This is a genomic window from Nitrospira sp. (genome assembly GCA_024998565.1).
GTDB lineage: Bacteria > Nitrospirota > Nitrospiria > Nitrospirales > Nitrospiraceae > Nitrospira_A.
In genome coordinates, this window is the sequence record JACOEM010000001.1 from 250233 (window position 1) to 274993 (window position 24761).

Genomic DNA, 24761 nt, shown 5'->3' on the forward strand with positions numbered 1-24761 from the left:
ATCACATCCGGGAAGCGCGCCACCGCCATCAAAACAACCCGGGGATCTTCATCCCGCCCGTCACGGCCTTCATTTCTTCCGCCATCATTTCACGGGATTTTTTCAGCGCATCGTTGCCGGCCGCTACGACCAGATCCTGCAGCATCTCGACATCGCCGGCCTTCACGACTTCCGGATCGATCTTCACGCTCAGCAGATCCATGGCCCCGTTGACCGTCACCGTCACAATCCCGCCGCCCGCAGTCCCGGAAACGGTCTTGGTGGCGGCCTGCTCCTGCACCTTGGCCATCTGTTCCTGCATGGCCTGGGCTTGCTTCAAGATGTTGGACATATTCCCGAATGAACTCTTCATTCCTGTACCTCCTGCGCCGGAGCCGTCGTGCGAACTTCCGCCAGCTCTCCGCCGAACATCTCCAGGGCTTGTTTAACAAGGGGATGCGCCTTCGCCTGTTGCGTCAAGATCAGGCGCTGTTCCTGCTCCTTCGCAACCCGGATCTGTTTCATCGTAGGGGCGGCCCCTGGATCCTGTTCCGCCACCTCGACGATTCGAATTCGTACGGCACACCCGTAAAGACGTTCTCCCAACGCCGCCAAGGCTTGTAGGTTGTCTTCCTTCTCCAACATCGACCGCGCGGTCGTGGCCTGCTTGGCAAACCCCAACGTGATCAACCCGCCCTCAATCTTGACCAGACGACCCATTTCAAGGAACGGCGCGATATTGGGATGATTCGTGGAAACCGCTTCTTGAAACTGCTCCCAATTCACTTCGGCCGCCACAGCCGACGCCTCGACAGAAGAAACAGCCTTGGGTTCCTGCTGAACCGGCGCAGCGGAAGCCGGAGAAACCACAGGAGCCGATAGGGGAGCCGCCGGCGGGCGAACAGACGGAACCGCTGCTTCACGCAGCGGTGCGGCAGAGGGCGCCTTGGGGGCGCTCCCACCAGCAGCAGACGACTTTGCAACAGTGTCCTGGCTACCTTTCGCACCGGCGGCTTTGGCGACGGGCGCAGGAGACGGTACCGCCTTATCCTGAGATTGCGCAGGCGTCTGTGTCATGACCCGGCGATCGGCTGCCGGTTTCTCAGGCTGAACAGGAAGGCGGCTGGATGGCTGCTGACCCTCAGCGGTTCGTAATAACCGGGTGGCACGAACCGCCGCCGTTTCGAGCACAAACCGCGGATGGGCACTGACGCGCAAACTGTCTTCCGCAGCGGCATACATCCGAAACAATTCCTGCAATTGCTCGACGGTGAACCGCTCGGCGTCACGAGCCAGCTGCGCCAAATCTTCTTCGGTCGCTTCGATGAGGCTCCGCAATTCAGGCCCTGACGGCACGACCGCCGCCACCAGCATATTCCGCACATATTCCACCAGATCGGCGCAGTAGGCGCGCACGTCATGTCCTTGATCCAACAACGCCGCGATGACCTGCAACGCCTTGGCGCTGTCCTGCTGGATTACTGCTTCGACCATGGCCCGTATACGTTCCTGCGGAACCGCACCGAGCAACGCTTCGAGATCTTCGTGGCGAATGGTGTTGCCGCCGAACGCAATAATCTGATCCAGCAAACTGAGCCCGTCACGCATGCTGCCTTCGCTGGCCCGCGCCAAAGCCATCAGGCTGCGGTCTTCGATGGTCAACCCGTCCTGATCGGCGACATGCCGCAACCGCTGCACGATCTCGGCTTTGGCGATCCGGCGAAAATTGTAGTGCTGACAGCGGGACAGGATCGTCGCGGGAATCTTATGTATTTCTGTCGTTGCGAAGATGAACACCACATGCGCGGGGGGCTCCTCAAGCGTTTTCAGCAGAGCATTGAACGCTGAATTGGAGAGCATGTGCACTTCGTCGATAATGTACACACGATACTGTCCCCGGAACGGCGTAAACTTGACGTTCTCGCGAATCTCGCGAACGTCGTCCACGCTGGTGTTCGAGGCCCCGTCGATCTCGACCACGTCCACCGACGTGCCCTGCGTAATCTCCTGGCAATTCGCACAAGTATTACACGGCGTTCCCGTCGGCCCCTGTTCGCAATTGAGCGCTTTGGCCAAAATCCGGGCGACCGTCGTTTTCCCCACGCCGCGGGTTCCGGAGAAGAGGAACGCATGGGCAATCCGCTTTGTCGCGATCGAGTTCATCAACGTCTGCACGACGTGGGACTGCCCGATGACATCGTCAAACGTCCCGGGCCGGTATTTTCTCGCGGAAACTTGGTAGTCCATGTTGCGTCGATCGTGTCGGGGCGGTGGTGCTCGTCCGTGCTGGCGGCGCCTGACGCGTCGCGCGAGATGTCATCGAAGAAGTGGGGCCAGGTGATCCTGCGGCACACAGAACGAACCGCTTACCGTTGCTTCCTTCCGGACCTGGCGGGGTTCACAGGGTTCTGTTGCACAGGGCCCGGCCCCGTTACACTAAAGGATCTTCTCCGCTCGCCTAGAGTCATAGAATGGCTCGCGGTCGAGCTAGCTCTGTTTGGCGGAGAGGGTGGGATTCGAACCCACGGTCCCGTTGCCGAGACGCATGCTTTCCAAGCATGTCGATTCGTCCACTCTCGCACCTCTCCGCGATCGGACGACTTCAAGGGGACGCATCTTATCACGCAGGTTTTGGTGCGGCAAGGTAAGCCGGAGCCTGCAAACATGCCACTGCGACGACGATGGGAAGTCCGGCTTTGAAGGCGAGAGCCCCCGAGGGCTCCGTGGCGACTGCCCTCAGGATGCCACCATTGACCACTCCTGCGCGCATTCCTATACTGCGGGACTATTTCAGCGGAGGTACGTGATGAAAATCCTGGTCGGGATCAGTGTCGTGATCCTGCTGCTCATCGTCCTGATCGTCGCGTTACCATTCCTCATCGATCTGAACAAATATCAGGACCGGTACCGCCCCTTAATCGAAGAGGCCCTCAACCGGAAGGTCGAATTGCAGGACATTCGACTGACCATCTGGCCACGCATCGGCGCAAGGGTCGGCAGCTTTGTCGTGCAGGACGATCCGGCCTTTCGCACAGGCCCCTTCGCATCACTCTCTTCACTGGATGTCGGCGTCAAGCTGCTGCCGCTGCTCAAAGGCACAGTCGACGTCGAGGAGATCACCCTGCGTGACCCGGTCATCACGGTCCTGAAAAATGCCCAGGGCCAACTCAACATCTCGACCCTCGGTGCCAAATCACCGGCTCCGCCGGCTCCTTCGAAGCCTGAGGCCCCCGCGCAGGCGCCCGGGAGTCCCCTCCAAATCCTGGCGCTCTTTGCGGTGGACCGGGTCTCGATCGACGGGGGAACCCTCTCATATCGCGACGAGTCCACCCCGAAACCGACCGAGTACACCGTCACTAATCTCGAGTTCCTGCTCACCTCGGTCCATCTCGGCGAAAGCCCCACCGTCCACCTAGGGGCAACCGTGCAGCCCTACAACCTGCCCGTCCGGCTCGATGGCACGTTCGGTCCACTCGTTGAAACCCTGGACCTGAAATCATTTACCTTCAACCTTGCACTGGGAAAGGTGGCGGTCGGCCTCAAAGGACGCGCGGTCGGTGGGAACCTGGACGCCACCGTCAATGCCCTGCAGATCGACACGGCGGATCTCCCTATCGCACTGCCGCTGACGAAGCCGGTCCAGATCAAGGATGTGCATCTCACCGTCCATGCCCTCTACCCGCTTCCGCCCGACACCCCGCCCGCCAATCAGGTCGATCTGACCGATCTGGGATTGACCCTGGTCATGGGCGGATCGGCGATCAACGTCAAAGGCACGGCCACTAAAGGTTTGGCCAACCTGACGGCGGCATCCGCCAGTATCAACTCCGCGGATCTTCCGGTAGCCATCCCCCTTACGAAGCCGGTCGAACTCAAGGACCTTCATGTGAACCTCCGGGCCAAATATCCGCCCAAGGAAGGAGCCGCGCCACTCGAACTCGCCGAGATTCCGAACCTGGGCCTCACCGTCGCCATGGGGAGCTCACGTATCGAGGTCAAAGGATCGGTGCTCGGCGGATTGGCGAAAATCACTGCCAACTCAAAACTCATCAACACGACTGACCTGCCAATCGCGCTGACACTGAAGAAGCCCGTGGAGGTCAAAGACCTGCAGGCCGCAGCCGAAATGAAGGGACAGGAGGCTCGCCTCACCAACGCCTCGCTCCAACTGTTCGGCGGATTCGTCCGCACGCAAGGAACGCTCGGCCTGGGTTCCGCCACTCCCCCCTTTAACGGCACGGTCTCGATTCAAGGCCTCCAACTCGGACCAGCCCTTCAGGCCGTCGGCACCGACCAGGTGTCCATGAGCGGAACCGCCAACGCCGAACTGGCAGTCAATGGGCGTGGATTTACCCATCCGGACCTCGTCAAGGCCCTCGCAGGTACCGGCCGTGTGGCAGTGAAAGAAGGGAAAATCGAGGGGATCAATTTATTGCAGCAGGCCTCGATGTTGCTCAAAGTGGTCGGCGTTTCCTTAGACAACGTCAAAGCCACCGCTTTTTCCACCATCGAAAGCGACTTTGCGATCAAACAAGGGCTGATCGCCGTCCAGCGACTCCTCATCGACAGCCATGATTTTCAGGCCACCGGCGGCGGGACGATCGGCCTCGATCAGTCGCTCGACATGAAACTGAATTTGAATCTATCCCAGGCCTTGAGCCAGAAGATTGCGGCCGGTTCTCCCATCGCCAGAGTCGCACTGACCGGCGGGCGTCTCTCGCTGCCGCTGCTCATTACCGGCAGCACGCAGGCCCCTTCCTATGGACTCGACACAAAAATGTTTGCCGGAAAGGTCAAAGAGCAGGTGAAAGAAAAGGTCAAAGGCGCCGTGGGAGACCTCTTGAAGGGGTCCGCGAAACCGGACGATCTCAAACAGCAAGGCAAGGACCTCTTGAAGGGGCTCTTCGGGCGGTAGCAGTTGCGGGGAGGACGCATGTCGTTGGCCAATCTGGTCACTCAATACATCGTGCAATACGGATTTCGAATTATGGGGGCGATCCTGGTCGTCGTCGCCGCCCTGTTCGTCGCCAAATCGGTGGGGCGACTCTTCGAGCGCTGGCTCAACGAGCAGGACCTGGAGCCACCGCTTCGCCTGCTGCTGCTGCGTCTGGTGAAGGCCCTCGTGGTAATCCTCGGCCTTCTGATCGCGCTGGATCAACTCGGCCTGCAAATCGCGCCGCTGGTCGCCGGGCTCGGCGTGGCCGGCTTGGGGATGGGCCTTGCCCTGCAGGGCGTCTTGAGCAATGTCGTGGCCGGCCTCTCGATCATCTTCACCAAACCCTACCGGGTCGGCGAACATGTGTCGCTCTTAGGGGTGCACGGGGATGTCGCAAAAATCGATATCTTCACGACGACGCTCATGCATCCGGATCACTCCCGGATCGTGATCCCCAATCGCAAAGTCGTCGGAGAGATTCTGCACAACTTCGGCACGATTCGGCAGCTGGATCTCTCCATCGGGGTGTCATACCAAACCGATATCGACACCACACTACGCGTGCTGCGCGACCTCGTCACCCGACACCCCAAAGTACTTCAGGACCCGGCTCCGATGATCGGGATTGCAGGTTTCGCCGATTCCTCCATTACCCTGTCCATTCGGCCCTGGGTCCAAGTCGCGTCCGTCGGAGCCGCACACATCGAACTCAACCAAGCGATCCTTCAACGATTACAAGCCGATGGGGTGGACATCCCCTTTCCCCAGCGCGAGGTACGACTACTTAATCCTTCCTAAGACCAGAGCCGAAAATCACCCTCCAGAGCGCACATCCACGCCGTCGGCCTCCGGCCTGACTTGTTGACCCCGGCGCAACATGCTAGTCTAGACCCCTTTCGTGATAGAACGAGCGACCAAGGAGATCCCATCATGAGCAGGCAGACGGACCTCGATCGCCCCCGACGTTCAGAACGAACCTCGGGCAGCAGTCTCGCCGACACAGAAACGGAATCCGCGCTGACCGACGAACATGCAGCCGGCACCAACCTCGACAAGATCCGCGACATTCTGTTCGGCGCCCAGGTCCGTGATCATGAGCGCCGGTTCGCCAAACTTGAAGCTCAGCTGTTGGCAGAAGCCGCACAATTACGGAACGACCTCAAGGAACGATTCGCCTCGCTGGAGCAATACATTCGAAAAGAAGTGGACACGGTGACGGGCCGCTTGACGGCGGAAGAACAGGACCGCACCGATGCCGTCGGACGCCTGACCACGGAACTGCAGACGCTGGCCGGCGTGCTCCAACAGACCGCGACCCAGCTGCGGGAACAGAGCGAGCAAGCGCATCACGATTTGCGCACCCAACTCCAGAACCAGGCGACATCCCTCTCCGGTGATTTCACCCAGCAGCACGCCGCCTTATCGGCCACCCTCGACGATGCGGTTCGCCAACTCTCACACCAAAAGACCGACCGCGCATCCCTTGCGACGTTGTTCCAGGAACTCTCACAGAGGCTCTCGCATGATCAGCCTCCGCAGCAGGCCTAACTCCACGCCGATTGGTCAACGGTTCCGGTCTGCCCTTCAGATCGCGCATACGACTGTTTCCCCGGCAACGATGTGTCGTATAGAATACTCTCCTTCCTTCAGGCCACGGAGACGGGATGGCGCACGCACCTAAAGCTCTCACGCCGGCAGTCGATCGCGACTATGCCGAATTGCGGAGCCTCCTCCTGGCGCCCGAGCAATCGCGTCTGGAGCAACTACAGGAGCAGGTCGAACACCTCGACCTGAACGCTCACAATCTGAATCGTGTGCTTCCCGAAGCGATCGCGCTCCGTGGAGAGACCGACCACCGGCTGACCCATGCGCTGACTCCTCACGTCTCAGAGGCGCTGGGGGTCTCCGTGCGCAAACAGCCCCACATGATCGTCGATGCGATCGCCCCGATCATGATGCCGGCGATCCGCCAGGCCATCGCCAATGCCTTGCGCAGCATGGTGCAATCGCTCAACCAAACCATTGAACACAGCCTCTCGATCCGAAGCATACAGTGGCGGCTGGAGGCCTTGCGCACCGGCAAACCGTTCGCTGAAATCGTCCTGCTGCATACCCTCTGCTATCGCGTCGAGCAGGTCTTTCTCATTCATGCACAGACCGGGCTGCTGCTCGCGCATGCGGCCGGCGACGCGGTCGCCGTGCAGGATCAGACCCTGGTCTCGGGCATGTTGTCGGCGATTCGGAGCTTCGTCCAGGATTCGTTCGGCGCAACGCCCGACCAAGCGTTGAACACGTTGCAAGTCGGTGATCTGACGGTCTGGATCGAACAGGGCCCCTCGGCAATTCTCGCGGCCGTCATACGGGGCACGCCACCGGAGACGTTTCACGTTCACCTCCAGGACACGCTCACTCGCATTCACGCCGAACATTTCGATGCGCTGACACGTTTCAGCGGTGATGCGGCACCCTTTGCCGGGACCACCCCGCTCCTGGAAGAGTGCCTGCGGACCCAGGTTGAACCGCACCGGCGTGCCATCGCGCCCATCACATGGATCTTCCTGGCGGCGATCGTCCTGGCAGCAGTCTGGTGGGGAGTGTCGGCCTTTCAAGACCGCCGACACTGGCAGGCCTATCTGGAGCGACTGGCCTCGGAACCGGGCCTCGTCGTCACCTCCACACATGCAGAAGGCAACCGGTATGTGCTCACCGGGCTGCGCGACCCGTTGGCCGCTGATCCGGCTACGTTGCTGCAAGACAGTGGAGTGGCCGCCGATCGGGTCGAAGCGAAATGGAGTCCCTACTACGCCCTCGACGCCGCGTTCACCCTGACACGAGCCGGAAGCGTCCTGTCCCCCCCGGACACCGTTCGCCTGACCCTCAAAGGGCCGCGCCTGACGGCCATCGGCACAGCCACCGCAGAGTGGATCCGGCAGAGCCGGCCGTTGGCGCGGCTGCTCCCCGGCATTACCGAATATGACGACGACGCCGTCGTCGCTCAATCCCTTGAGGCACTGGCCCAACGGATGGCAGGAGTCTGGATTTTGTTCGAACAAGGAACCGTGACGATCCAATCACCAGAACAACTTCAGGGGGTACGTCGCATTTCAGAGCTTCTGCATCAGCTGGACGAGATGGCACGACTCTCCGGCGCCACGGTAACGATGGAGGTCACCGGCCAGACCGACGTCCTGGGCCGGCCAAACCGGAACCAGCGACTCAGTGAAGATCGCGCCCGGTCGGTGCTCGAGGCCCTTCATCCGGCGACCTTTTCCGCGATCACGTTTCACGCGCGCGGGATCGGCCCGGCCCCTGAATCTGCACCATCTCAGGGTGCCGCCACATTGCCCCAGGACCGGCGAGTATCCTTTCAGGCGACTGTTCACCCCGCTTCATGAGACGCCCCTGACATGATCGAAAAAAAGATCTGCATGCTGGGCGCCTTTGCTGTGGGAAAAACCAGCCTCGTGCGCCGCTTTGTCACCAGCTGTTTCTCCGAGCAATATCAAACAACCATCGGAGTGACCGTCGACAAGAAAACGCTGTCGATGGACGGCCAGGCCGTGACGTTGGTGCTCTGGGATCTCTACGGCGAAGACGAATTCCAAAAGTTGCGCCGCTCGTATCTGCGCGGATCGTCCGGGTACCTGCTGGTCCTGGACGGAATGCGGCGGGCCACGCTGGACATCGCGTTGCACATCCAACTGACCGTGGCGGATGCACTCGGTCCGGTTCCGTTTGTGGTCCTCATCAATAAACTGGACCGACGGGCGGATTGGGAAGTGACCGACCAGGACCTCGCCCAGCTCGCCCAACGTGGGTGGACGGTGCTCGTGACCAGTGCCAAGACAGGGCAGGGCGTCGAGGAGGCCTTCACGATTCTCACCCGCGCCATGCTCGGCACACTACAGGAAACACCCCCTGCAGGAACAACCGATGGCGTATAACACCCGCCCGTCTGCACCGGACCGACTTTGCACGGATCTGCTGCAGCGGCTCCAAATTGCCATCCTCGAACACGTGACCGGTTCAGAATTCCGCATCATCGGGCACCCGCCGTCCTGGCTTTTCACCCTCTACCCCGATGCCCGGGACACTCTGCAACTGTCCGTCGGGGTCCACACTCCAGTGCTTCAAAATTTCCTGGCCGACGCAGCCGATGCATGGCAGAAAGACGGCGACGACATCGCGCACTCGGGGTTTTGGAGCCAGCAGCCCGCGGCCGAGGAACCCTGGCACTTTCATGCCATGGCACTGCGACTGGGTCCCAGCCGTCTCTTGCTGATCCAACGAAGCACGGCAGCCTATGACCAACAGGCCACTCTCCTCCAGCGAGCCCGCGACCAAGTGCTTCAGCAGCATGAACACAATCGCGGACACCAACGCACCCAGCACGAGCTCACCACAAAACTGGTGGATATGGAGCGGTCGCGGGACGACGTCGCCGTCATTTTGCAGCAGCTCGGACTGGCCACCCTCCTCATCAACCAGGAGGGGCAGGTGCGGTTTCTCAGCGCCTCCGCAGCTCGTCTGCTGGACACGCCCGCAACCGGCAGGCCCGACGGTCTGCTCTGGGAGACCCTGCTCCCGCTGACGAAACCGGACCGCCTGGCCCTGCAGTCGATGTTGCAGCAACCCGCACCCCGGCGCGAACGAGTGCAGTGCCATGTCGAAACCCAGGCCGGGCGGCACCTCTGGCTGGAGATCGAACTGCAAGACGATCCACGGGACACCGGAACCAAGATCATGTTTCTCCACGACATGACCGACGTCCACCACTTGCGTCGCCTGCTGGAGTTGAAAGCGCACTATCATGATTTAGTCGGTAAGAGCCGAGGGATGACGCAGATCTACGAACAGATTCAGGATCTGGCCCGTGTCGACTCCACGGTCCTGATTGAAGGTGAGACCGGCACGGGGAAAGAATTGGTGGCCCGCGCGTTACATCAGGCGAGCGCACGGCATAAAGGCCCCTTCATTGCAGCCAACTGCGCCGGGCTCACGGATTCGCTGCTGGGCAGCCAACTCTTCGGCCACAAGAAAGGCGCCTTCACCGGAGCCATCGACGACCAGCAGGGGCTCTTCGAGGCCGCGCAGGGCGGAGTCTTGTTCCTCGACGAGATCGGCGATATCCCCCACAACGTCCAAACCAACCTACTTCGCGTACTGCAGGAGAAGGAAGTCACTCGGCTCGGTGAAACCAGACCGCGAAAAGTGAACGTGCGCGTGTTGACCGCCACCCACCACAATTTGAGCCAGGACGTGGCGAAAGGAATCTTTCGCGCCGACCTTCTCTACCGGATTCGAGTCTCACGAATCCAGCTTCCGTCGCTGAGGGAGCGAAAGGAGGATATTCCCCTTCTCGTCGCCTCCTTCCTCACCGAGGGACGGGCCAGCATGGGGAAAGTCATCCATCGCGCCAGCCCGGCGGCGATGGCGGCCCTGATGGAGTACCATTGGCCCGGCAATGTGCGGGAACTCAAGAGCACGATCGAGTGCGCAATGATTCATTGCAAGGGCGACACGCTCGAAGCCACAGATCTTCCTCCCGAACTTCGTCAGGGGCCGATGGACTCTCCCTCCGCAGTGGTTGTCAGCGGAGACGAGCGCAGTCGTTTCGTGGCCGCCCTCGGACAAGCCCGTGGCAACCGAACGAAGGCCGCGCGCCTCCTGGGAATGAGCCGCGCCACGTTTTACCGCCGACTGAGTGAACTCGATCTCCCGACCAGCTGACCTCTCCCGCAACCACTCGCCCCCACTCACTGTCTCGATATGTCTCGTGCGACACAGCGCGAGACAAAAGCGTTTGTCTCATACGCAGACAATCCTGGGAGCTTCTTAAGGGTCCTCACCCGAGAACCCAGATTTTATCGTCGCGCAGCAACACGTACAGTGTATGGCATGGAGCTTGATAGGTGGGTTACCGCGAAAACCACTGCGCGCAAAACCCTGAAGACGGGCGACGCAGCAGACCTATCGAAGCGATCGCAAGGAGAACCGATGGATAAGCTCATTCCCTTCTCACGCCCACGACCAGATGCGCCCACGGCAAGAGAGCGCGAGATACTCACTCACATTTGGGCCGGCCTGACGAGCCAGGAAATTGCGGCGCGGCTACAGATCGCCCCCAAGACCGTGGAATCACACCGTGCGAATCTCCTGAGAAAGTTCCGCGCGACGAACTCGGCACAACTGCTTCGCCTGGCGCTGCTTGAGGGCATACTCCGTATGCCCTCAGCGAATAGCACAGATCCATCCCACACCTCGGCGGACTCGCAGAGCGCCAAAGAGACACGGAAGCTGACGAACGTCAAATGACGCTCTCAGCTCCCACACGTATGACTGGCGCACCGGTGCGCAGATGAGCAGCGACCGCGCCGAGGGGCTCAGACTCACAGGACTGTCGCATAGTGATCCACTCCTTCGCGCCATCGGCCCTGCTGGGTCCAGGCGCTCACCAGACGGCATGACACTCCGCTCTCTACGTATACTCAACAGGACGAGCCATTCATGCGTGCGGAAAGGCCCTCCGGCGCGAGACCCACAATTCAAATCGAACAGCCGCGCGACGGATTTCTTGAGCCAGAATGTTGATCTCCTACGAAGAATCAATTATACATCGCGAGCATTTCCTATTGATCAGGCAACAATAGGCTGTTGCCGTTCGCAAGCCCCGGGAGGAGGACCTGAACGATGCGACGACTTGGATCTCTCTTTTTTGCACTACTCGTTATGGCGCTCGCTGCCTCAATCGTGCGGGCGGAAGCTCCGGCACCTGCTGATACGACACCCGCGGCGCCCGCGCTCGATGCCGTCACGCTCAAGGACGGCACGGTGATCTATGGGCAGGTCCTGGGCATGATCGCAGACGAGCTGCACATCAAAACCAGCTTCGGGCCGACCGCCGGTGACGATATCGTCAAGATCATGTGGCCGAACGTCGCCAAGCTCGTGGTCAATCGTCCCGTCCCTTTCAGCCTCAAAGAGGGCACGACGGTAGTGGGTACGGCACAACCAGGCGAGCCCGGCACCATGATCCTGAAAGCCGCCCCCACAGGGACACCGATGGCCATTCCACTCGATACGGTCATCGGCATGAACCAGCCGGCCGTGATCTATACCGGCGCCCTCCAGGCAGGATTTTCACAAACGACCGGCAACAGCCATCTCCGAAACGGCAGCTTGCTCGGCGAACTGTCCGCCCGTAGTGAATCACTCCGCCTGACGATCCTCGGACGGTACATCTACGGCGATAACGCCCAGAACCTGATCGTACGGAACAGCCGCGGCACCATCAAGCTTGACTTCTTCCTGTCGAAACGTTTGTATTGGTTCGCGTCGGCGTATTTCGAGCAAGACACCTTTCAAGATCTGAAGCTACGCACCGCGCTCGCCACCGGCCCAGGCTATCAACTCCTTGACCGAGGCGACCTGACGGGCTTCTTTAAAGATATGACGCTCTGGGCGGAAGCGGGCGCAGCTTACTTCAACGAAGATTTTAAGCTCGCCGACGATAAATCCAGCACCCGAGGTCGATGGGCCGTGAAATGGAATTGGCCGCTCTGGGGCGGCGACCAGGTCAGCCTGTACCACTTCCAGGAAGGATTTCAGTCACTCGCCAACTCCAAGGATCTCTACCTGACTGCCGACACCGGCTTGCGCTTCAAAGTGTGGGGAGGGCTCGTGAGCGGCTTCCAGTGGACCATGCGGTACAACAAAAACCCGCCGCCGGGCGTTTCGGATACGGACAACCTCTACCTGATCACGCTGGGGTACAGCTTCGACACCAGCCGGAAACAGTAAGGGCCGAATCGGGCTCGGGACATAATCGGTTCACACAAGGAGGTGGCAGGATGAGCATGATGAGTGAATTTAAAGAGTTCGCCGTGAAGGGCAATGTGCTCGATATGGCCGTGGGGGTCATCATCGGAGGTGCATTCGGGAAAATCGTATCCTCTGTCGTCAGCGACATCCTGATGCCGCCCATCGGTCTCTTGATGGGGAAAGTCGACTTCTCCAGTCTTTTTATTCCGTTGACCGAAGATGCCAAAGGAAAATCGCTGGCCGCAGCTAAAGCCGCCGGTGCCGCCACCATCAACTACGGCGTCTTTCTGCAAACCCTGCTCGATTTTACGATTCTGGCCTTCGTCATTTTCATGGTGATCAAACAAATGAACCGTTTTAAGAAAGCGGCCCCTCCCGGTCCGCCTCCTGCGCCACCCAAGGAAGAAGTGTTACTGACGGAGATTCGGGACCTCTTGAAGAATCAACGCCACTAATAGTTCGCGCGTCCGCAGGACTCGTCCCCGCTGCCTGGGATAGACCCGGCGGCTCCGATATTTTTGAAGGAGGATTGCATGATAACACCCCGTACCATTCCTGTACTGTTGAGCGCCCTGCTGCTCGCGGCCTGCACAACGGCCCCGTCCCCTAACGACTCGGCGAGCCGAGCGTTGAATGAAATGAAGGCGGTCGCCAGACCGCTCCCACCCAAACCCGACCCGAAAGACGCACGAATTGCCGAACTCGAGCGGCAGAAAGCCGCGCTCGAATCGGAGCTGGCACAGGTTCGTTCTTCCCTCACCGGCGATCTGGACCAGGCAAAAGCCCGAACCAGCGCGCTGGAATCACAACTCAGCCAACGTGATCAGGAATTAGCGGCACTCCGCAACGCAACCGGAGACAAAGAGCGGCTCGCGGGACAGTTGTCGGATGCCGAACGCCAACTGTCAGCGAAGGACCAGGAGCTCGCGGCCCTCAGGAGCGGCGCCGGAGACAAGGACCGCCTTGCCGCACAACTGGCGGCGCTCCAGGGGCAACTATCCTCAAAGGATCAGGAACTCGCCGGACTGAAAGGGAATGCCGGAGACCGGGATCGCTTGTCCTCCGAACTGGCACAGGCCAAACAACGGATCACTCAGCTGGAGCAGCAACTGGATGCCAAGAGTCATGAGGTCGCCGGGTTAAAACATGCCGCCGGCGACCGGGAAAAACTCGTGGCAGACCTTGCGGCGGCCAGACAGCGGGCCTCGGACCTCGAGAGTGAACTCGGGCGCAGAGACCAGGAAATGACCGCGCTGAAAGGCGCGTTGGATCAGCAAAAAACCAGTCTGGCCGAAGCGAAGGACGATTTATCGAAACTGCTGCAGGCCGAAGTGGCCAAAGGCAACGTGACCATGAAGCAGCTGGGGGACCAGCTCACCTTGGGGCTTGCCACCACGTTGCTGTTCGATTCCGGCGAAGCGACACTTAAGCCGGGGGGAGCCGATGTCTTGCACCGCATCGGTGGTGTGCTCAAACAATACCCCGATCGTTCAATTCATGTGGCCGGCCACACGGACAACGTGCCCATCAAGGGGAGACTGGCCAAGACCTATCCGACCAACGTCGAACTCTCTCAAGCACGTGCCGACAGTGCACGTCAGGCACTGACCGAAGGGGGTATGGCCCCGGACAAGATCGACGCCAAAGGGCATGCCGACAGCCGGCCGATTGCGAGCAATTCGACCGCCGAAGGGCGGCAGAAGAATCGACGCGTCGAAATCGTCGTCGGACACTAACCGGCTACCCTCAACTCCACCAGCCTTGCATCAGCCCCAGGAACGCGATAGATTGCTGTCGTGTTCTTGGGGCCTGCAGGTCGCTCAACAGATTCTACCGGAACGGATGGCTCACATCAGCTGATCACCATCCGTCAGCTCCATCACGGTCGCCTCACGTTCTTGGATGCGTTGGTTCCCCTCGGGCGACTGGCGACCCCATGCAACCGGCGCCGTCCTCCTATCAATGACCGGGGAGAGATCGTATGAGACGAGCAGTATGGACGCTCATGGTTCTCAGTTCCCTCGCCGCAGGCTGTGAAACCGCTCCACACGTCCAGCCCATCGCATCGAGCCCGGCAGCGGTAGAACCTAAGCTGCTGGCTCTTCAACAGGAGCGAGAACAATTACTGACCACACTGGGTGAATTCCACGATCGCATTCGCGACCTGGAAAGCAAACTGGGAGACCGCCAGAGTCAACCCGCCGCGGCATCGTACGACCAATTGCTCAGCGCGAAAGAAGCGGAACTTGTCGAACTGAGGCGGTTGGCACCGGAACGCGATCGACTCACCGGCCAATTGACGACCGCCACCAACGAGCTCATCCAAGCCCGTCAACGAATCGGGACGCTTGAACAACAGGTGGCAACGCGAGACAAAGATCTGGCTGCCCTCCAAACCCGGGCCACGGCCGTCACCGACCTGGAAGTTGCCCGACGCAGGATCTCGGAGCTGGAAGCGCACATCGCCCGTCAAGACCGCGACCTTCACACAGTGCGTACGGGGTCAGCCGAACGGGACAGCCTGGCGGCTCAACTACAAACCGCCACCGCCACCATCGAATCCTTAAAAGCCCGTATCAGCACACTCGATCAGCAGCTCAAAGACCGCGAGCAGGCCTATGACACAGTCCGGTCGCGCCTCATGGAGCGCGACAAGCTGGTCCCCCAATACAATGCAATGATTGCAGAAATCTACCAGGCCAGGCACCGCATCGCAGCGCTCGAACAGCGCCTCAACGAGAAGGGGCGGGACCTGTCGCCGCGGCAGAAGGGGACTCAACTCACCACCAGTCAGCGCGCCGGAGGACCGCTGAACCAGCGCTCCGGCGCTGCCAACCCATCTCCTGGCGATACGGCCAAGTCGATACCCGATGGGAAATCAGCCCCCCAGGGAAAGGACTCCTCACGCAGCGGTGTGGCATTTCCAGGAAACCCCGCTCAGGCTGAGGCTCGGAACGGAAGCATTGCTGCGGTGAAAGAAGAACTTCTCAAAGTCCTGCCGGGCGACAATAGACAGAAAACGATCAGCCTGCGGCAGGATGGAAATCGATTAACGGTCGCGCTGGACAGCAACTTGCTGTTCACATCGGGTGACGCTGCGCTGAGCCCGGAAGGCGCAACGATCCTCAAACGCATTGGTGCGGTCCTGGGACAGCCTCCGGACAAGTTCGTGCAGGTCGCAGGACACACCGACAATCAAGCACTCAGCAAAACGCTTCAAAAAACCTTCCCAGACAACAAGGCGCTCTCATGGGCTCGCGCTGAAAATGCCCGCAGGGCACTGGTCAATGGAGGGATACCCGCGGACAGGACGAAAGCCGTCGGGCTGGCCGACACACGCCCACTCACATCCAATGCCACCGAGCAGGGCAGGCAAAAAAATCGCCGACTCGAATTGATTATCGTCCAGGGGCCGACCGTTGCCGCGACGGTCGAAGAATCGAGGCGCGGGCAGGTTCGACTCGCAACCCTCAGCACAACACCCTAGCCTGTCCCACAAGCGGAATCGCCGCCGACCAACCAACGACTCGACACCGTCACATCAGGGCCTGTTCACGACAACTGACAGACACCCGCGTGAACAGGCGCCGCAAGACTGTCGCCTGGAACCGTTGCCAGAATCTTATAATGCCCAAGCCCCAACTCCTTCCCATAGGCTTCACCGACCATCACATCCTGCATATGCTGATGGGTTGAGGCCTGGAAGTAGGAGCGTCCCTCTTTCAGCCCGTCAAACTCACGCCCCTCCAACGCCTTAATGAGTGCGGCAGCGTCCGTCGTTCCGGCTCGTTGAATCGCCTCAAGGATCTGCGTCATGGCGGCAAACCCAAGATAGCAGCGCGAAGTTGGCGTGTGATTGTATTTATCGACGACTGCTCGAATAAACTGCCTGGATCCTTCCGTGTTGACCTTTGGATCCCAGATGAGCCCCCAAATGCCGGCGTTATTGGCATAGCCGAGGGGCCGGCCGATTTGTTCACCCGCAATCATCCCGCCCACGCCGATCTTCTCCTTCGCAAACTCAAGTTTAGTGTAGGCCTTCAGTGCGTGGACTAAATCCCATCCATAGAGATTGAGCACCAGCAGCGTCGGCTGTTTATCCTTGGCCGCCGTGAAGGCCGCAGTGAAATCCGTCGCCCCGAAAGGCACCAGCGTCTCTCCCACGAACTCAACACCATGAGCTTGGCCGGCCGTCACCATAGCCTGGGCCATGGCTTTGCCGTCCAATGAGCTGGTCGTCAGCATATACCAGCGAGTGCCGTAGGCCTTAACCAAGTGGGGCACGACAGCCTGCCCCATCATCGAGGCATTCGGCATAAACACGAACGTGTGCGAGTTGCACGCGGCTCCGGTCAGTTCGGGGAGAAGGGAGCCCGTGACCATAAACAATTTGTTCTCCCTCTTCGCCAACTCCGAAACCACGAGCGCACAATCCGCATTAAACGTGCCCATCAGGACATCAACCTGATCGTCCTGCACAAACTTTGTGGCAACTCTGATCGCCGTCTCAGGATTCGAGGCATCATCGCCTTCAACAATCACCACCGGCCGCCCTAACACACCGCCACGTTTATTGAACAGATCGACGGCCACATTGGCCCCATGCACATCATGAATGGAAGAGGTCTTGTAGGGGCTCGAGAGCGGATCCAGGATCCCGATCTTGATCGGCTCTGCGGCAGAGGCCACCGCTAGACCGGGCGCCGCACCGAGCACACGGTCGACCAAGTCGCCACAGAGCAACGCGCCGCCGGTCATGGCTGATAGTTGCAAGAACCGTCTGCGTGAGATCCTATTCATACTGTTACCCCCTCGTTTTCATTTGCCCTCTCATGCACCACGATCCCGATGGTAACTCCATGATCGCACCGAGAGGGATTGTCTCTCTTAACAGAGTGCTCTGCCTTTTCACAGCATGAAGTTGGACCCCTGGGACGACGATTTACTCTCACAATGGGCGAGGGATAGCCCTCGCACATGATGGGCATCAAAACCACTGGGAGAGCCTGGCAGGAATCTTCCTGGAGTGCGGGGGATTCGCTGGTTGCGGCACGAGGACGAAGCGGGACTGAGAACACGCATCTCAGCCTCCATCCCGGTAACCGCGGCTGGAACGTACCGGGAGAGTGTGAATGACGGGTTAGCTGTATTGGTCTTCGGTGTAGACCTGCTTAATCGACCAGAATACGGCCTCTTTTAGCTTCTTGATCTGAGGGTCCGGGGGATCGTTGCGGATCTTCTGCAGTTTCCTATCAAGTGCAAACAGTGGCTCAACCGATCGCCGGTCTGGAACCCGCCCCAACGCCCAGGCAATCTCCGTTTGAACAGCGATGTCAATGCCAGGTGCGTCCAACATCTCAAGAAGCGGCGGAACCACTCTCGGGTCACTATGGGTATTCCCAAGATCGCCCAACCCCTTAGCCGCCGCAGCCTGCAAATCTGGTTGTTTGGAGTGCTTCAGAATATCGATGAGAACTGGGATTCCCTCCTGCCCCATATTGCCTAGCGCCACCGCCGCTTGCTTTGCCAAGTCTTTATCCTTCAACGCCTCTGTCAGATGGGGCAGTGCCTCATCGGCCACCATCTCTCCCAGGAGGGAAATGATATTCAATTTCCGGAGCTGGCTGGTGTCCGGAGAATCCATTAGCTTCAGCAGTCGATCGGGCTGCCCCCATTCGGCCGTCAAGAAGAGCGGAAATTCATACTTCTCTAACTCGCCCGTGAGTGCGGTCAGGGCATAGGGGCCTGGCGCGCCCCCCTGAGCCGATTGGGCGGCCTGATTGGCATCTTCAAATTCCGTCCGAACCTCTTTCTGCCATTTGATCTTCATCCCTCCCAGTGCATATGTCACCTGACACGCCGGTCCCTTCCACAGGCGAGAAGGAGCATCCGGCAAATCATTGTCTCCACCGGCCGACGCGGTACCTTCCCACGTCTTGCGTTGCTCGCACTTTACCCGGACGACGACATCGTGCGGAAGGGCCGGATCCGCAATGACTACATAGCCCATTTCCTTCATGCGTCGCATCACAACTTCTCTGATTCCATCGGGGCTACCAGCGCCCGTATCAGTAAGCGCAACCACCTCAACAAGCACGGTCTGAATGTGTGCCAATTGCGCCTTCTGCGTTTCACTGAAGTAGTCTCGATAGGCCCATGCTGAAGAGCCGATGCCAAAGAGAAGCAGAGGGACGATAGCTGCGGCAAAGGAAGTGCTCCGCGCCATTTGGACATCCTCCTTTTCCAATAGGATCTTGAATGAAGGTCCGCCAACAAAGAATGGACGCTTTATTATACGCTCCAGGGCCTCCCGACTCTATGAAGGAGCGCCAAGCATCGCCACGGAACCGATAGGGCCCAGCCGCCGCCCGGCGTCTTATCATCAGCATCCTTTTTCCACTCCGACCTACATGCCAACACGCAGGCCCCACCTGCGTATGGGTTGACAGGCAGACTCGATCGACGGTACAAAATGTCATTATTCATCGTGTCTTTCCACGCGCAGGCACATTCCATATGTAGCATCGGTGAGCAACCTAGTACTCAGCGTCGCGCGAGAGTGGCGGAACTGGCAGACGCGCGAGACTTAGGATCTCGTGGGTAACCGTGGGGGTTCAAGTCCCCCCTCTCGCACCACCTCTCACAGATCCGCATGGCGCAAATAACTTTTCGGACCCGGAGGACGTGAACAGCTTTATGAAGATGGAAATGACCGAACTCGGCCCCATGAAGCGGGCCCTCAAAATTGAAGTCCCGGCAGATGAAGTGAACCTACGCTTTGTTCAGGCCTACTCCGAATTGAACCGGCAGGTTCGCATTCCCGGATTCAGGCCCGGTAAGGCTCCGCTCCAGTTACTTGAGAAGCGATATGCAAAAACGATCGAAGAGGACGTGATTCGCAGCCTGGTCCCGGATTATTATGATCGAGCCATCCGCCAGGCGGGCATCGTTCCGGTTCTGGTAGAAATTCCGCCTTTGGAACGGGTCAAAGTCAAGAAAGACACGCCCTTTAGCTTTACCGCAACCGTTGAGATCAAGCCGACCATCGAGCTTCGAGATTACAAGGCTCCGAATCCTATCTCCCTCAAGCAGGACCAGAGAACCGTCACGGATGAACAGGTCGAAAAAGCCCTCAACGTTCTCCGCGAGCAAATGGCCCAATTACACCCTGCTCCCGCCGGAACAACATTGGCCGATGGCGACTATGCGGTCCTAGATATTGAAGGAACCTTGGATGGCAAACCGCTCGAAGGAACGACCAAAGAAGGGCACCTTCACAAAATGGGCTCACATGCCTCCGTGCTTGGCATCGACATTGAAGCTCATCTCCCAGGCAAAAAGGAAGGTGAAGCGATAACTATTCCACAAGCCTATCCCGCGACACACCCTGATACTCGCGTCGCCGGCAAGACCGTGAGCTTTCGCTGTACCATCAAGTCCGTAAAGCAGAAACAGCTCCCCGCGCTAGACGACGAGTTCGCAAAGGATTGCGGTCCCTACCAATCATTGCAGGAAATCCGAGAGAAGCTTCGCACCGAAATGGAACGGGCCCTGAAGAAAGATATCGAGGATAGCTACAAGGACACCATCTTAAAGCGACTGGCTGAAACCCATCATTTTGAACTTCCCGGAACACTGGTTGAGCGAGAGCTGTCGGCCATGGTCCGGCAACAATTGCAATCCCGCCAGCGGAAATCCGGCGACAATCCAGACACTTCACCTACCGCGCCTCAAACAGAGGACGCCAAGAAACTCCAGGATGAACTGCGCCCAGAGGCCGAACGGCGCGTCAAAGTTGGACTCATCCTTGAGGCACTGGCGGCGAAGGAAAACATCACCGTCACGAATGAAGATCTTAGCAGCGAAATCACGAGGCTCGCTGCGGAGGTCAAACTGTCAGTCGAAGAAGTCACCCGCATGATTCAGGCCGGTGGGCAAGATACCCTAGACGACCTTCGATCGCGGATTTTGGCCGATAAAGCGTTGGATTTTGTCTACAAGCACGCAATGATCCAGGGGTAGCATAGTTGGCTGCCATGGCCGCAGCACTGGTTAGCGGGGCGGCGATCACCCAAATCCAGGTCATATGAGTATGGTAAACTGAAGAGTTTCCACCTGTCAGGCCTCTAGCGGAAAGGATTCAGCCGAATGCTAGTTCCGATTGTCATCGAACAGACGAACCGCGGCGAACGTGCCTACGACATTTACTCACGCCTGCTTAAAGACCGCATCATCTTTCTCGGCGCACCGATCGATGACGTCTTTGCAAACCTGATCATCGCTCAATTGCTGTTCCTGGAAGCCGAAGACCCTGAAAAGGATATCAATCTGTACATCAATTCACCCGGGGGAAGTGTCACGGCTGGACTTGGCATCTACGATACGATGCAATACGTCAAACCTGCCATCAACACGATCTGCTTAGGCCAGGCTGCCAGCATGGGAGCCTTCCTGCTGACAGCCGGCACAAAGGGCAAGCGCTACGCTTTGCCAAATGCCCGAGTCATGATCCATCAACCGATGGGAGGATTTCAGGGCCAGGCCACCGAGATCGATATTCACGCGCGCGAGATCCTGAAGATTCGCGAACGCCTGAACGAAATCATGGCGAAGCACACCGGACAGCCACTCGACAAGATTTCACAAGACACCGAGCGGGACTACTTCATGTCAAGCGAAGAAGCAAAGCGGTATGGATTGATCGATGAAGTCATCACACGCCCCCTGAAGAGCCTCAAGCCCGTAGGGTCCGCGGACTCAGGGAAGGACGCCGGCAAGAGCTAGTTGACCTTTGGTGTACAGGAGGCAGCATGGCTAAGCAAGAAAAGATTGATCGGCACCTGCGATGCTCGTTTTGCGGGAAAAGCCGTGACGAAGTGCGTAAGCTCATCGCCGGTCCAACCGTCTACATTTGCGATGAATGTGTCAACCTCTGCAACGACATCATTGCGGAGGATTGGGAAGAGGCGAAGGAAGAAATATCTTCGAAGCTGAAGAAACCTGCCGAAATCAAACACCACCTTGATCAATACGTGGTGGGACAGGATCGTGCCAAGCGAATCCTCTCCGTCGCCGTACACAACCACTACAAGCGCATCTCCGCCAAGGAGAAAGACGTCGACGATGTCGAACTCCAAAAAGGCAATATTCTGGTCATAGGCCCAACCGGCACCGGCAAAACACTCCTGGCTCAAACCCTGGCCAAATTCCTTGACGTCCCGTTCACCCTTGCGGATGCCACCACGCTCACAGAAGCAGGCTACGTCGGTGAAGACGTTGAGAACATTATCCTAAAACTGCTTCAGGCCGCTGACTACGATGTCGAACGCGCTGAGCGCGGGATTGTGTATATCGACGAAATCGATAAGATTAGTCGAAAGAGCGATAGCCCTTCCATCACGAGAGATGTGTCCGGCGAGGGCGTACAGCAAGCGCTGCTGAAACTTATTGAAGGGACTGTCGCGAATGTGCCGCCACAAGGTGGGCGCAAACACCCGCACCAAGAGTTCATTCAGGTCAACACCTCAAACATCTTGTTCATCTGCGGCGGAGCATTTGTCGGGCTGGAGCATATCATCGAACAACGCATGAACAGAAAATCGATGGGGTTCGGAGCGGAGGTCCGAGGCCGCAACGACATCCGATTGGGTGAATTGCTGCCACATGTCCAACCGGAAGATCTCCTGAAGTATGGATTAATCCCGGAGTTCATCGGCCGCTTGCCGGTCGTCGCCACTCTGGATGAACTCGACGAGCAGGCGTTGATTCGCATCCTCACCGAGCCTCGAAACGCGCTCACCAAGCAATATGAAAAGTTGCTTTCCTTCGAGAAGGTCAAGCTCCGTTTTACGGAGGGAGCCCTGAGCGCCGTTGCACGGAAAGCCTTCACACAAAAGACCGGCGCACGCGGGTTACGCTCAATCCTAGAAGAGGCCATGCTCGACGTGATGTACGATGCGCCTTCGCAGAAACAAATTAAAGAAGTCGTCATAACCGAAGACGCTATCAGCGGAAAACACGCTCCGATCCGGATCTTTGAGCAGGATAAGGACGTGAAAAGCGCCTAGCTTACCCCTGCCAGTTCATTCACATGACTACCGTTGCTGTTCCAGAGGGGGCCTAGCGCCCCCTCATTTTTTAGCTCCCCCAGTACCGCCTCCGGCCTGCCCTCTAGGTAACCCGCTCCCCAAATGTCAGGTTTTTATCGACAAGACCATTTCGTGCGGTATACTTGCGGAAAGACGGATATCCCTCCACTGGTGCCTTTTCCGAAGGGCGGCGCATGTGAAATTCCCAGTCGTATCGAGCAATAGACACAAGGGCAAAACGCTTGAGATTGATTCATCCAAAGAAGTGATCACCTTGGTGGGCATCAACGGCGAGCCAATGGGGAGCTTGGCCTGGGACTTTCTCGTCGATCAAATTCTAACCTACCGGAAACCACAACAGTCCCGAGAGGCGCGGTCTGAGCCACGCATCTCGCTCTCCATACGGGTCAAATACCACACCCCCGAGGGCACTCAATTCGAAAGTCGAGCGGGGGGGATCGGCGGCGGAGGCTTGTTTATCGAAAGCTTTACGCCCTTAGCCGTAGGAACGAAACTCGCCATGGAGTTTACCCTGCCTGAAAGTCCTGGCGAGTGGTTGTCGGCCAAAGGCGTAATCGCGTGGGTTTGCCCGAAGGCCGACCAATATACATTCAGCCCGGGACTGGGCGTCCGCTTCAGCGACATCGCGACGGAAACACGGAATCGAGTGATCAGCCTGGTCCATTCCGTCAAGGGCATCCCCCCGGACGAACCAAAGTAAGCAACTCCCGTACAAAACCGCAATTCAAATCCTCTAATACACGGACAAGAGATCTGAGCCAAGGATGAAGTTTCCCGTTACCGCCACTCGCGAGCACCAAGGGAAGACGCTCAGCATTGACTGCGACCAAGAAACTCTCTCTTTATTCGATGTCACCGGGCAACGCCTCTGCATACTTACCTGGGGCACGTTAATCGAACACATGCTCTCGGTTGACGAAGACGCACGCTTCGCGCATAGCCGCGTGCATCCCCGAGCGCCGCTCGCAATCAAGGTACACTGCACCACCACCGATGGAAAACACTTCGACAGTCTGACCGGCGGGATCGGCGGAGGGGGACTATTTATCGAAAGTAGTGCGCCGTTATCACCCGGCACTGAATTGAAGGTTGAATTTGCCTTACCAGACCGGCCAAATCAGAAATTCGAAACGCGCGCGAAGGTGGCGTGGACGCGTTCAAAACCAGAAAGATACTTATTATTTCCCGGGATGGGCATTCAGTTCACCGATATCGACCCGGAGGCCCAAGCACGGCTCATTGACCTGGTTGCCTCTCTGAACCGGACTCGTGCGACAGCCTAATCTGTTGCACAGCCCATCGAGCCCATCTACGCACCCTCGCATCTGGATCTGCCTCAGCCGCCCTCGACAACTCCGCCAAGACCGAGTTTTCACCGATCTTCCCTAAGCGAAACGCGGCCTCCGCGCGAACACTTGCCGCCCCATCTGTCCTGAGCAGTGAGCGAAGGTGAGGCACTCCCCCAGGATTTCCGGTTTCCCCCAACGCTGCCGCAGCTCCCTGACGAACACGCACATCCGGATCTCGAAGCGCATTGATCAAATCAGTGGAGAGCGACACGGTATCCAGACTGAGCAACGCCCGAGTTGCGGCCGTACGAGCAGAACCCTGCGGATGCCGAAGCACCGGAAGAACCTGAACCTCGCGATCCGCAGAAAACTCAATTTCACCGAGGGCCAGCGCCGACGCCATCCGAACCGACTCATCCGGATCGGTCAGATGCGCTGTGAGCGCCGTGCCACTTTCCCCGTTACCCAACCGACCGAGAGCAACTGCCGCGGCTTCCCGTACACGAGCGTGTTGATCATTGAGCGCCAGGATCAGGCTGGAATTCGAAGACATATGGCCGACCTTCCCCAACGCTTCCGCAGCAGTCCGCCGGACATCCGGGTCTGGGTCGATAAGCAACTCAACAA

At 58.7% G+C, this 24761-nt stretch carries 21 protein-coding genes, 2 tRNA genes and 1 other RNA gene; 17 read left to right on the forward strand and 7 right to left on the reverse strand.

Annotated features, from left to right (window positions below; translation table 11 throughout):
- Positions 1-28: 28 nt before the first annotated feature.
- From H8K11_01270 to H8K11_01285, 4 genes are all read right to left on the reverse strand, one after another.
- On the reverse strand, positions 29-352 hold the full coding sequence (locus H8K11_01270) for a YbaB/EbfC family nucleoid-associated protein (protein MCS6262361.1): 324 nt from the start codon (positions 350-352) through the stop codon (positions 29-31).
- Positions 349-2226, reverse strand: coding sequence for a DNA polymerase III subunit gamma/tau (dnaX, locus tag H8K11_01275; GenBank protein ID MCS6262362.1), 1878 nt, complete (start codon positions 2224-2226; stop codon positions 349-351). The genes H8K11_01270 and dnaX overlap by 4 nt, the downstream gene beginning before the upstream one ends.
- Before the next feature lie 81 nt (positions 2227-2307).
- Positions 2308-2407: signal recognition particle sRNA small type (gene ffs / locus H8K11_01280), an RNA gene on the reverse strand.
- A gap of 70 nt (positions 2408-2477) precedes the next feature.
- A tRNA-Ser gene (locus H8K11_01285) sits at positions 2478-2567 on the reverse strand.
- A gap of 218 nt (positions 2568-2785) precedes the next feature.
- Between H8K11_01285 and H8K11_01290 the strand changes: the two genes are divergently transcribed.
- The 11 genes from H8K11_01290 (at position 2786) to H8K11_01340 (ending at position 16223) form a co-directional block, all read left to right on the forward strand.
- A complete protein-coding gene (locus H8K11_01290) occupies positions 2786-4894 on the forward strand; it encodes an AsmA family protein (GenBank protein MCS6262363.1) in 2109 nt (702 codons plus the stop codon).
- A gap of 18 nt (positions 4895-4912) precedes the next feature.
- The gene (locus H8K11_01295; protein ID MCS6262364.1) at positions 4913-5713 is read left to right on the forward strand and encodes a mechanosensitive ion channel family protein; all 801 of its coding nucleotides are present in this window, start codon (positions 4913-4915) and stop codon (positions 5711-5713) included.
- Between the two features lie 132 nt (positions 5714-5845).
- Positions 5846-6463 (forward strand): hypothetical protein, encoded by a 618-nt coding sequence (locus H8K11_01300; protein MCS6262365.1) that lies wholly within the window; start codon positions 5846-5848, stop codon positions 6461-6463.
- A gap of 116 nt (positions 6464-6579) precedes the next feature.
- Positions 6580-8310, forward strand: coding sequence for an OmpA family protein (locus tag H8K11_01305; protein MCS6262366.1), 1731 nt, complete (start codon positions 6580-6582; stop codon positions 8308-8310).
- A 12-nt stretch (positions 8311-8322) separates the two neighbouring features.
- Positions 8323-8859 (forward strand): GTP-binding protein, encoded by a 537-nt coding sequence (locus H8K11_01310; GenBank protein ID MCS6262367.1) that lies wholly within the window; start codon positions 8323-8325, stop codon positions 8857-8859.
- The gene (locus H8K11_01315; protein ID MCS6262368.1) at positions 8849-10645 is read left to right on the forward strand and encodes a sigma-54-dependent Fis family transcriptional regulator; all 1797 of its coding nucleotides are present in this window, start codon (positions 8849-8851) and stop codon (positions 10643-10645) included. Before H8K11_01310 ends, H8K11_01315 begins: the two co-directional genes overlap by 11 nt.
- A 267-nt stretch (positions 10646-10912) precedes the next feature.
- Positions 10913-11230 carry a helix-turn-helix transcriptional regulator gene (locus H8K11_01320; protein ID MCS6262369.1) on the forward strand — a complete coding sequence of 106 codons (318 nt, stop codon included), beginning with the start codon at positions 10913-10915 and terminating at the stop codon, positions 11228-11230.
- 375 nt (positions 11231-11605) lie between these two features.
- Positions 11606-12715, forward strand: a complete 1110-nt coding sequence (locus H8K11_01325; protein MCS6262370.1) for a DUF481 domain-containing protein — start codon at positions 11606-11608, stop codon at positions 12713-12715.
- 50 nt (positions 12716-12765) lie between these two features.
- Positions 12766-13191, forward strand: a complete 426-nt coding sequence (gene mscL, locus H8K11_01330) for a large conductance mechanosensitive channel protein MscL (protein ID MCS6262371.1) — start codon at positions 12766-12768, stop codon at positions 13189-13191.
- A 78-nt stretch (positions 13192-13269) separates the two neighbouring features.
- Positions 13270-14472 (forward strand): OmpA family protein, encoded by a 1203-nt coding sequence (locus H8K11_01335; protein MCS6262372.1) that lies wholly within the window; start codon positions 13270-13272, stop codon positions 14470-14472.
- A gap of 245 nt (positions 14473-14717) precedes the next feature.
- Positions 14718-16223 carry an OmpA family protein gene (locus tag H8K11_01340; protein MCS6262373.1) on the forward strand — a complete coding sequence of 502 codons (1506 nt, stop codon included), beginning with the start codon at positions 14718-14720 and terminating at the stop codon, positions 16221-16223.
- 65 nt (positions 16224-16288) lie between these two features.
- Here the strand turns inward: H8K11_01340 and H8K11_01345 are convergent, their stop codons facing one another.
- Together H8K11_01345 and H8K11_01350 are read right to left on the reverse strand one after the other, a co-directional pair.
- On the reverse strand, positions 16289-17536 hold the full coding sequence (locus H8K11_01345; GenBank protein MCS6262374.1) for an ABC transporter substrate-binding protein: 1248 nt from the start codon (positions 17534-17536) through the stop codon (positions 16289-16291).
- Positions 17537-17876: 340 nt separating this feature from the next.
- Positions 17877-18962, reverse strand: coding sequence for a HEAT repeat domain-containing protein (locus tag H8K11_01350; protein MCS6262375.1), 1086 nt, complete (start codon positions 18960-18962; stop codon positions 17877-17879).
- Between the two features lie 327 nt (positions 18963-19289).
- Between H8K11_01350 and H8K11_01355 the strand changes: the two genes are divergently transcribed.
- The 6 genes from H8K11_01355 to H8K11_01380 all read left to right on the forward strand — a co-directional run bounded on the left by H8K11_01355 (position 19290) and on the right by H8K11_01380 (position 24128).
- Positions 19290-19372: transfer RNA gene (locus H8K11_01355), tRNA-Leu, on the forward strand.
- Positions 19373-19420: 48 nt separating this feature from the next.
- On the forward strand, positions 19421-20758 hold the full coding sequence (tig, locus tag H8K11_01360) for a trigger factor (GenBank protein MCS6262376.1): 1338 nt from the start codon (positions 19421-19423) through the stop codon (positions 20756-20758).
- A gap of 126 nt (positions 20759-20884) precedes the next feature.
- Positions 20885-21520, forward strand: coding sequence for an ATP-dependent Clp endopeptidase proteolytic subunit ClpP (gene clpP, locus H8K11_01365; GenBank protein MCS6262377.1), 636 nt, complete (start codon positions 20885-20887; stop codon positions 21518-21520).
- Positions 21521-21546: 26 nt separating this feature from the next.
- Positions 21547-22803, forward strand: coding sequence for an ATP-dependent Clp protease ATP-binding subunit ClpX (gene clpX, locus H8K11_01370; protein ID MCS6262378.1), 1257 nt, complete (start codon positions 21547-21549; stop codon positions 22801-22803).
- Positions 22804-23020: 217 nt separating this feature from the next.
- On the forward strand, positions 23021-23545 hold the full coding sequence (locus H8K11_01375) for a PilZ domain-containing protein (protein ID MCS6262379.1): 525 nt from the start codon (positions 23021-23023) through the stop codon (positions 23543-23545).
- Positions 23546-23609: 64 nt separating this feature from the next.
- Positions 23610-24128 carry a PilZ domain-containing protein gene (locus H8K11_01380; protein MCS6262380.1) on the forward strand — a complete coding sequence of 173 codons (519 nt, stop codon included), beginning with the start codon at positions 23610-23612 and terminating at the stop codon, positions 24126-24128.
- Here the strand turns inward: H8K11_01380 and H8K11_01385 are convergent.
- A complete protein-coding gene (locus H8K11_01385) occupies positions 24082-24687 on the reverse strand; it encodes a HEAT repeat domain-containing protein (GenBank protein MCS6262381.1) in 606 nt (201 codons plus the stop codon). The two genes, H8K11_01380 and H8K11_01385, sit on opposite strands and share 47 nt — an antisense overlap.
- Positions 24688-24761: the final 74 nt, after the last annotated feature.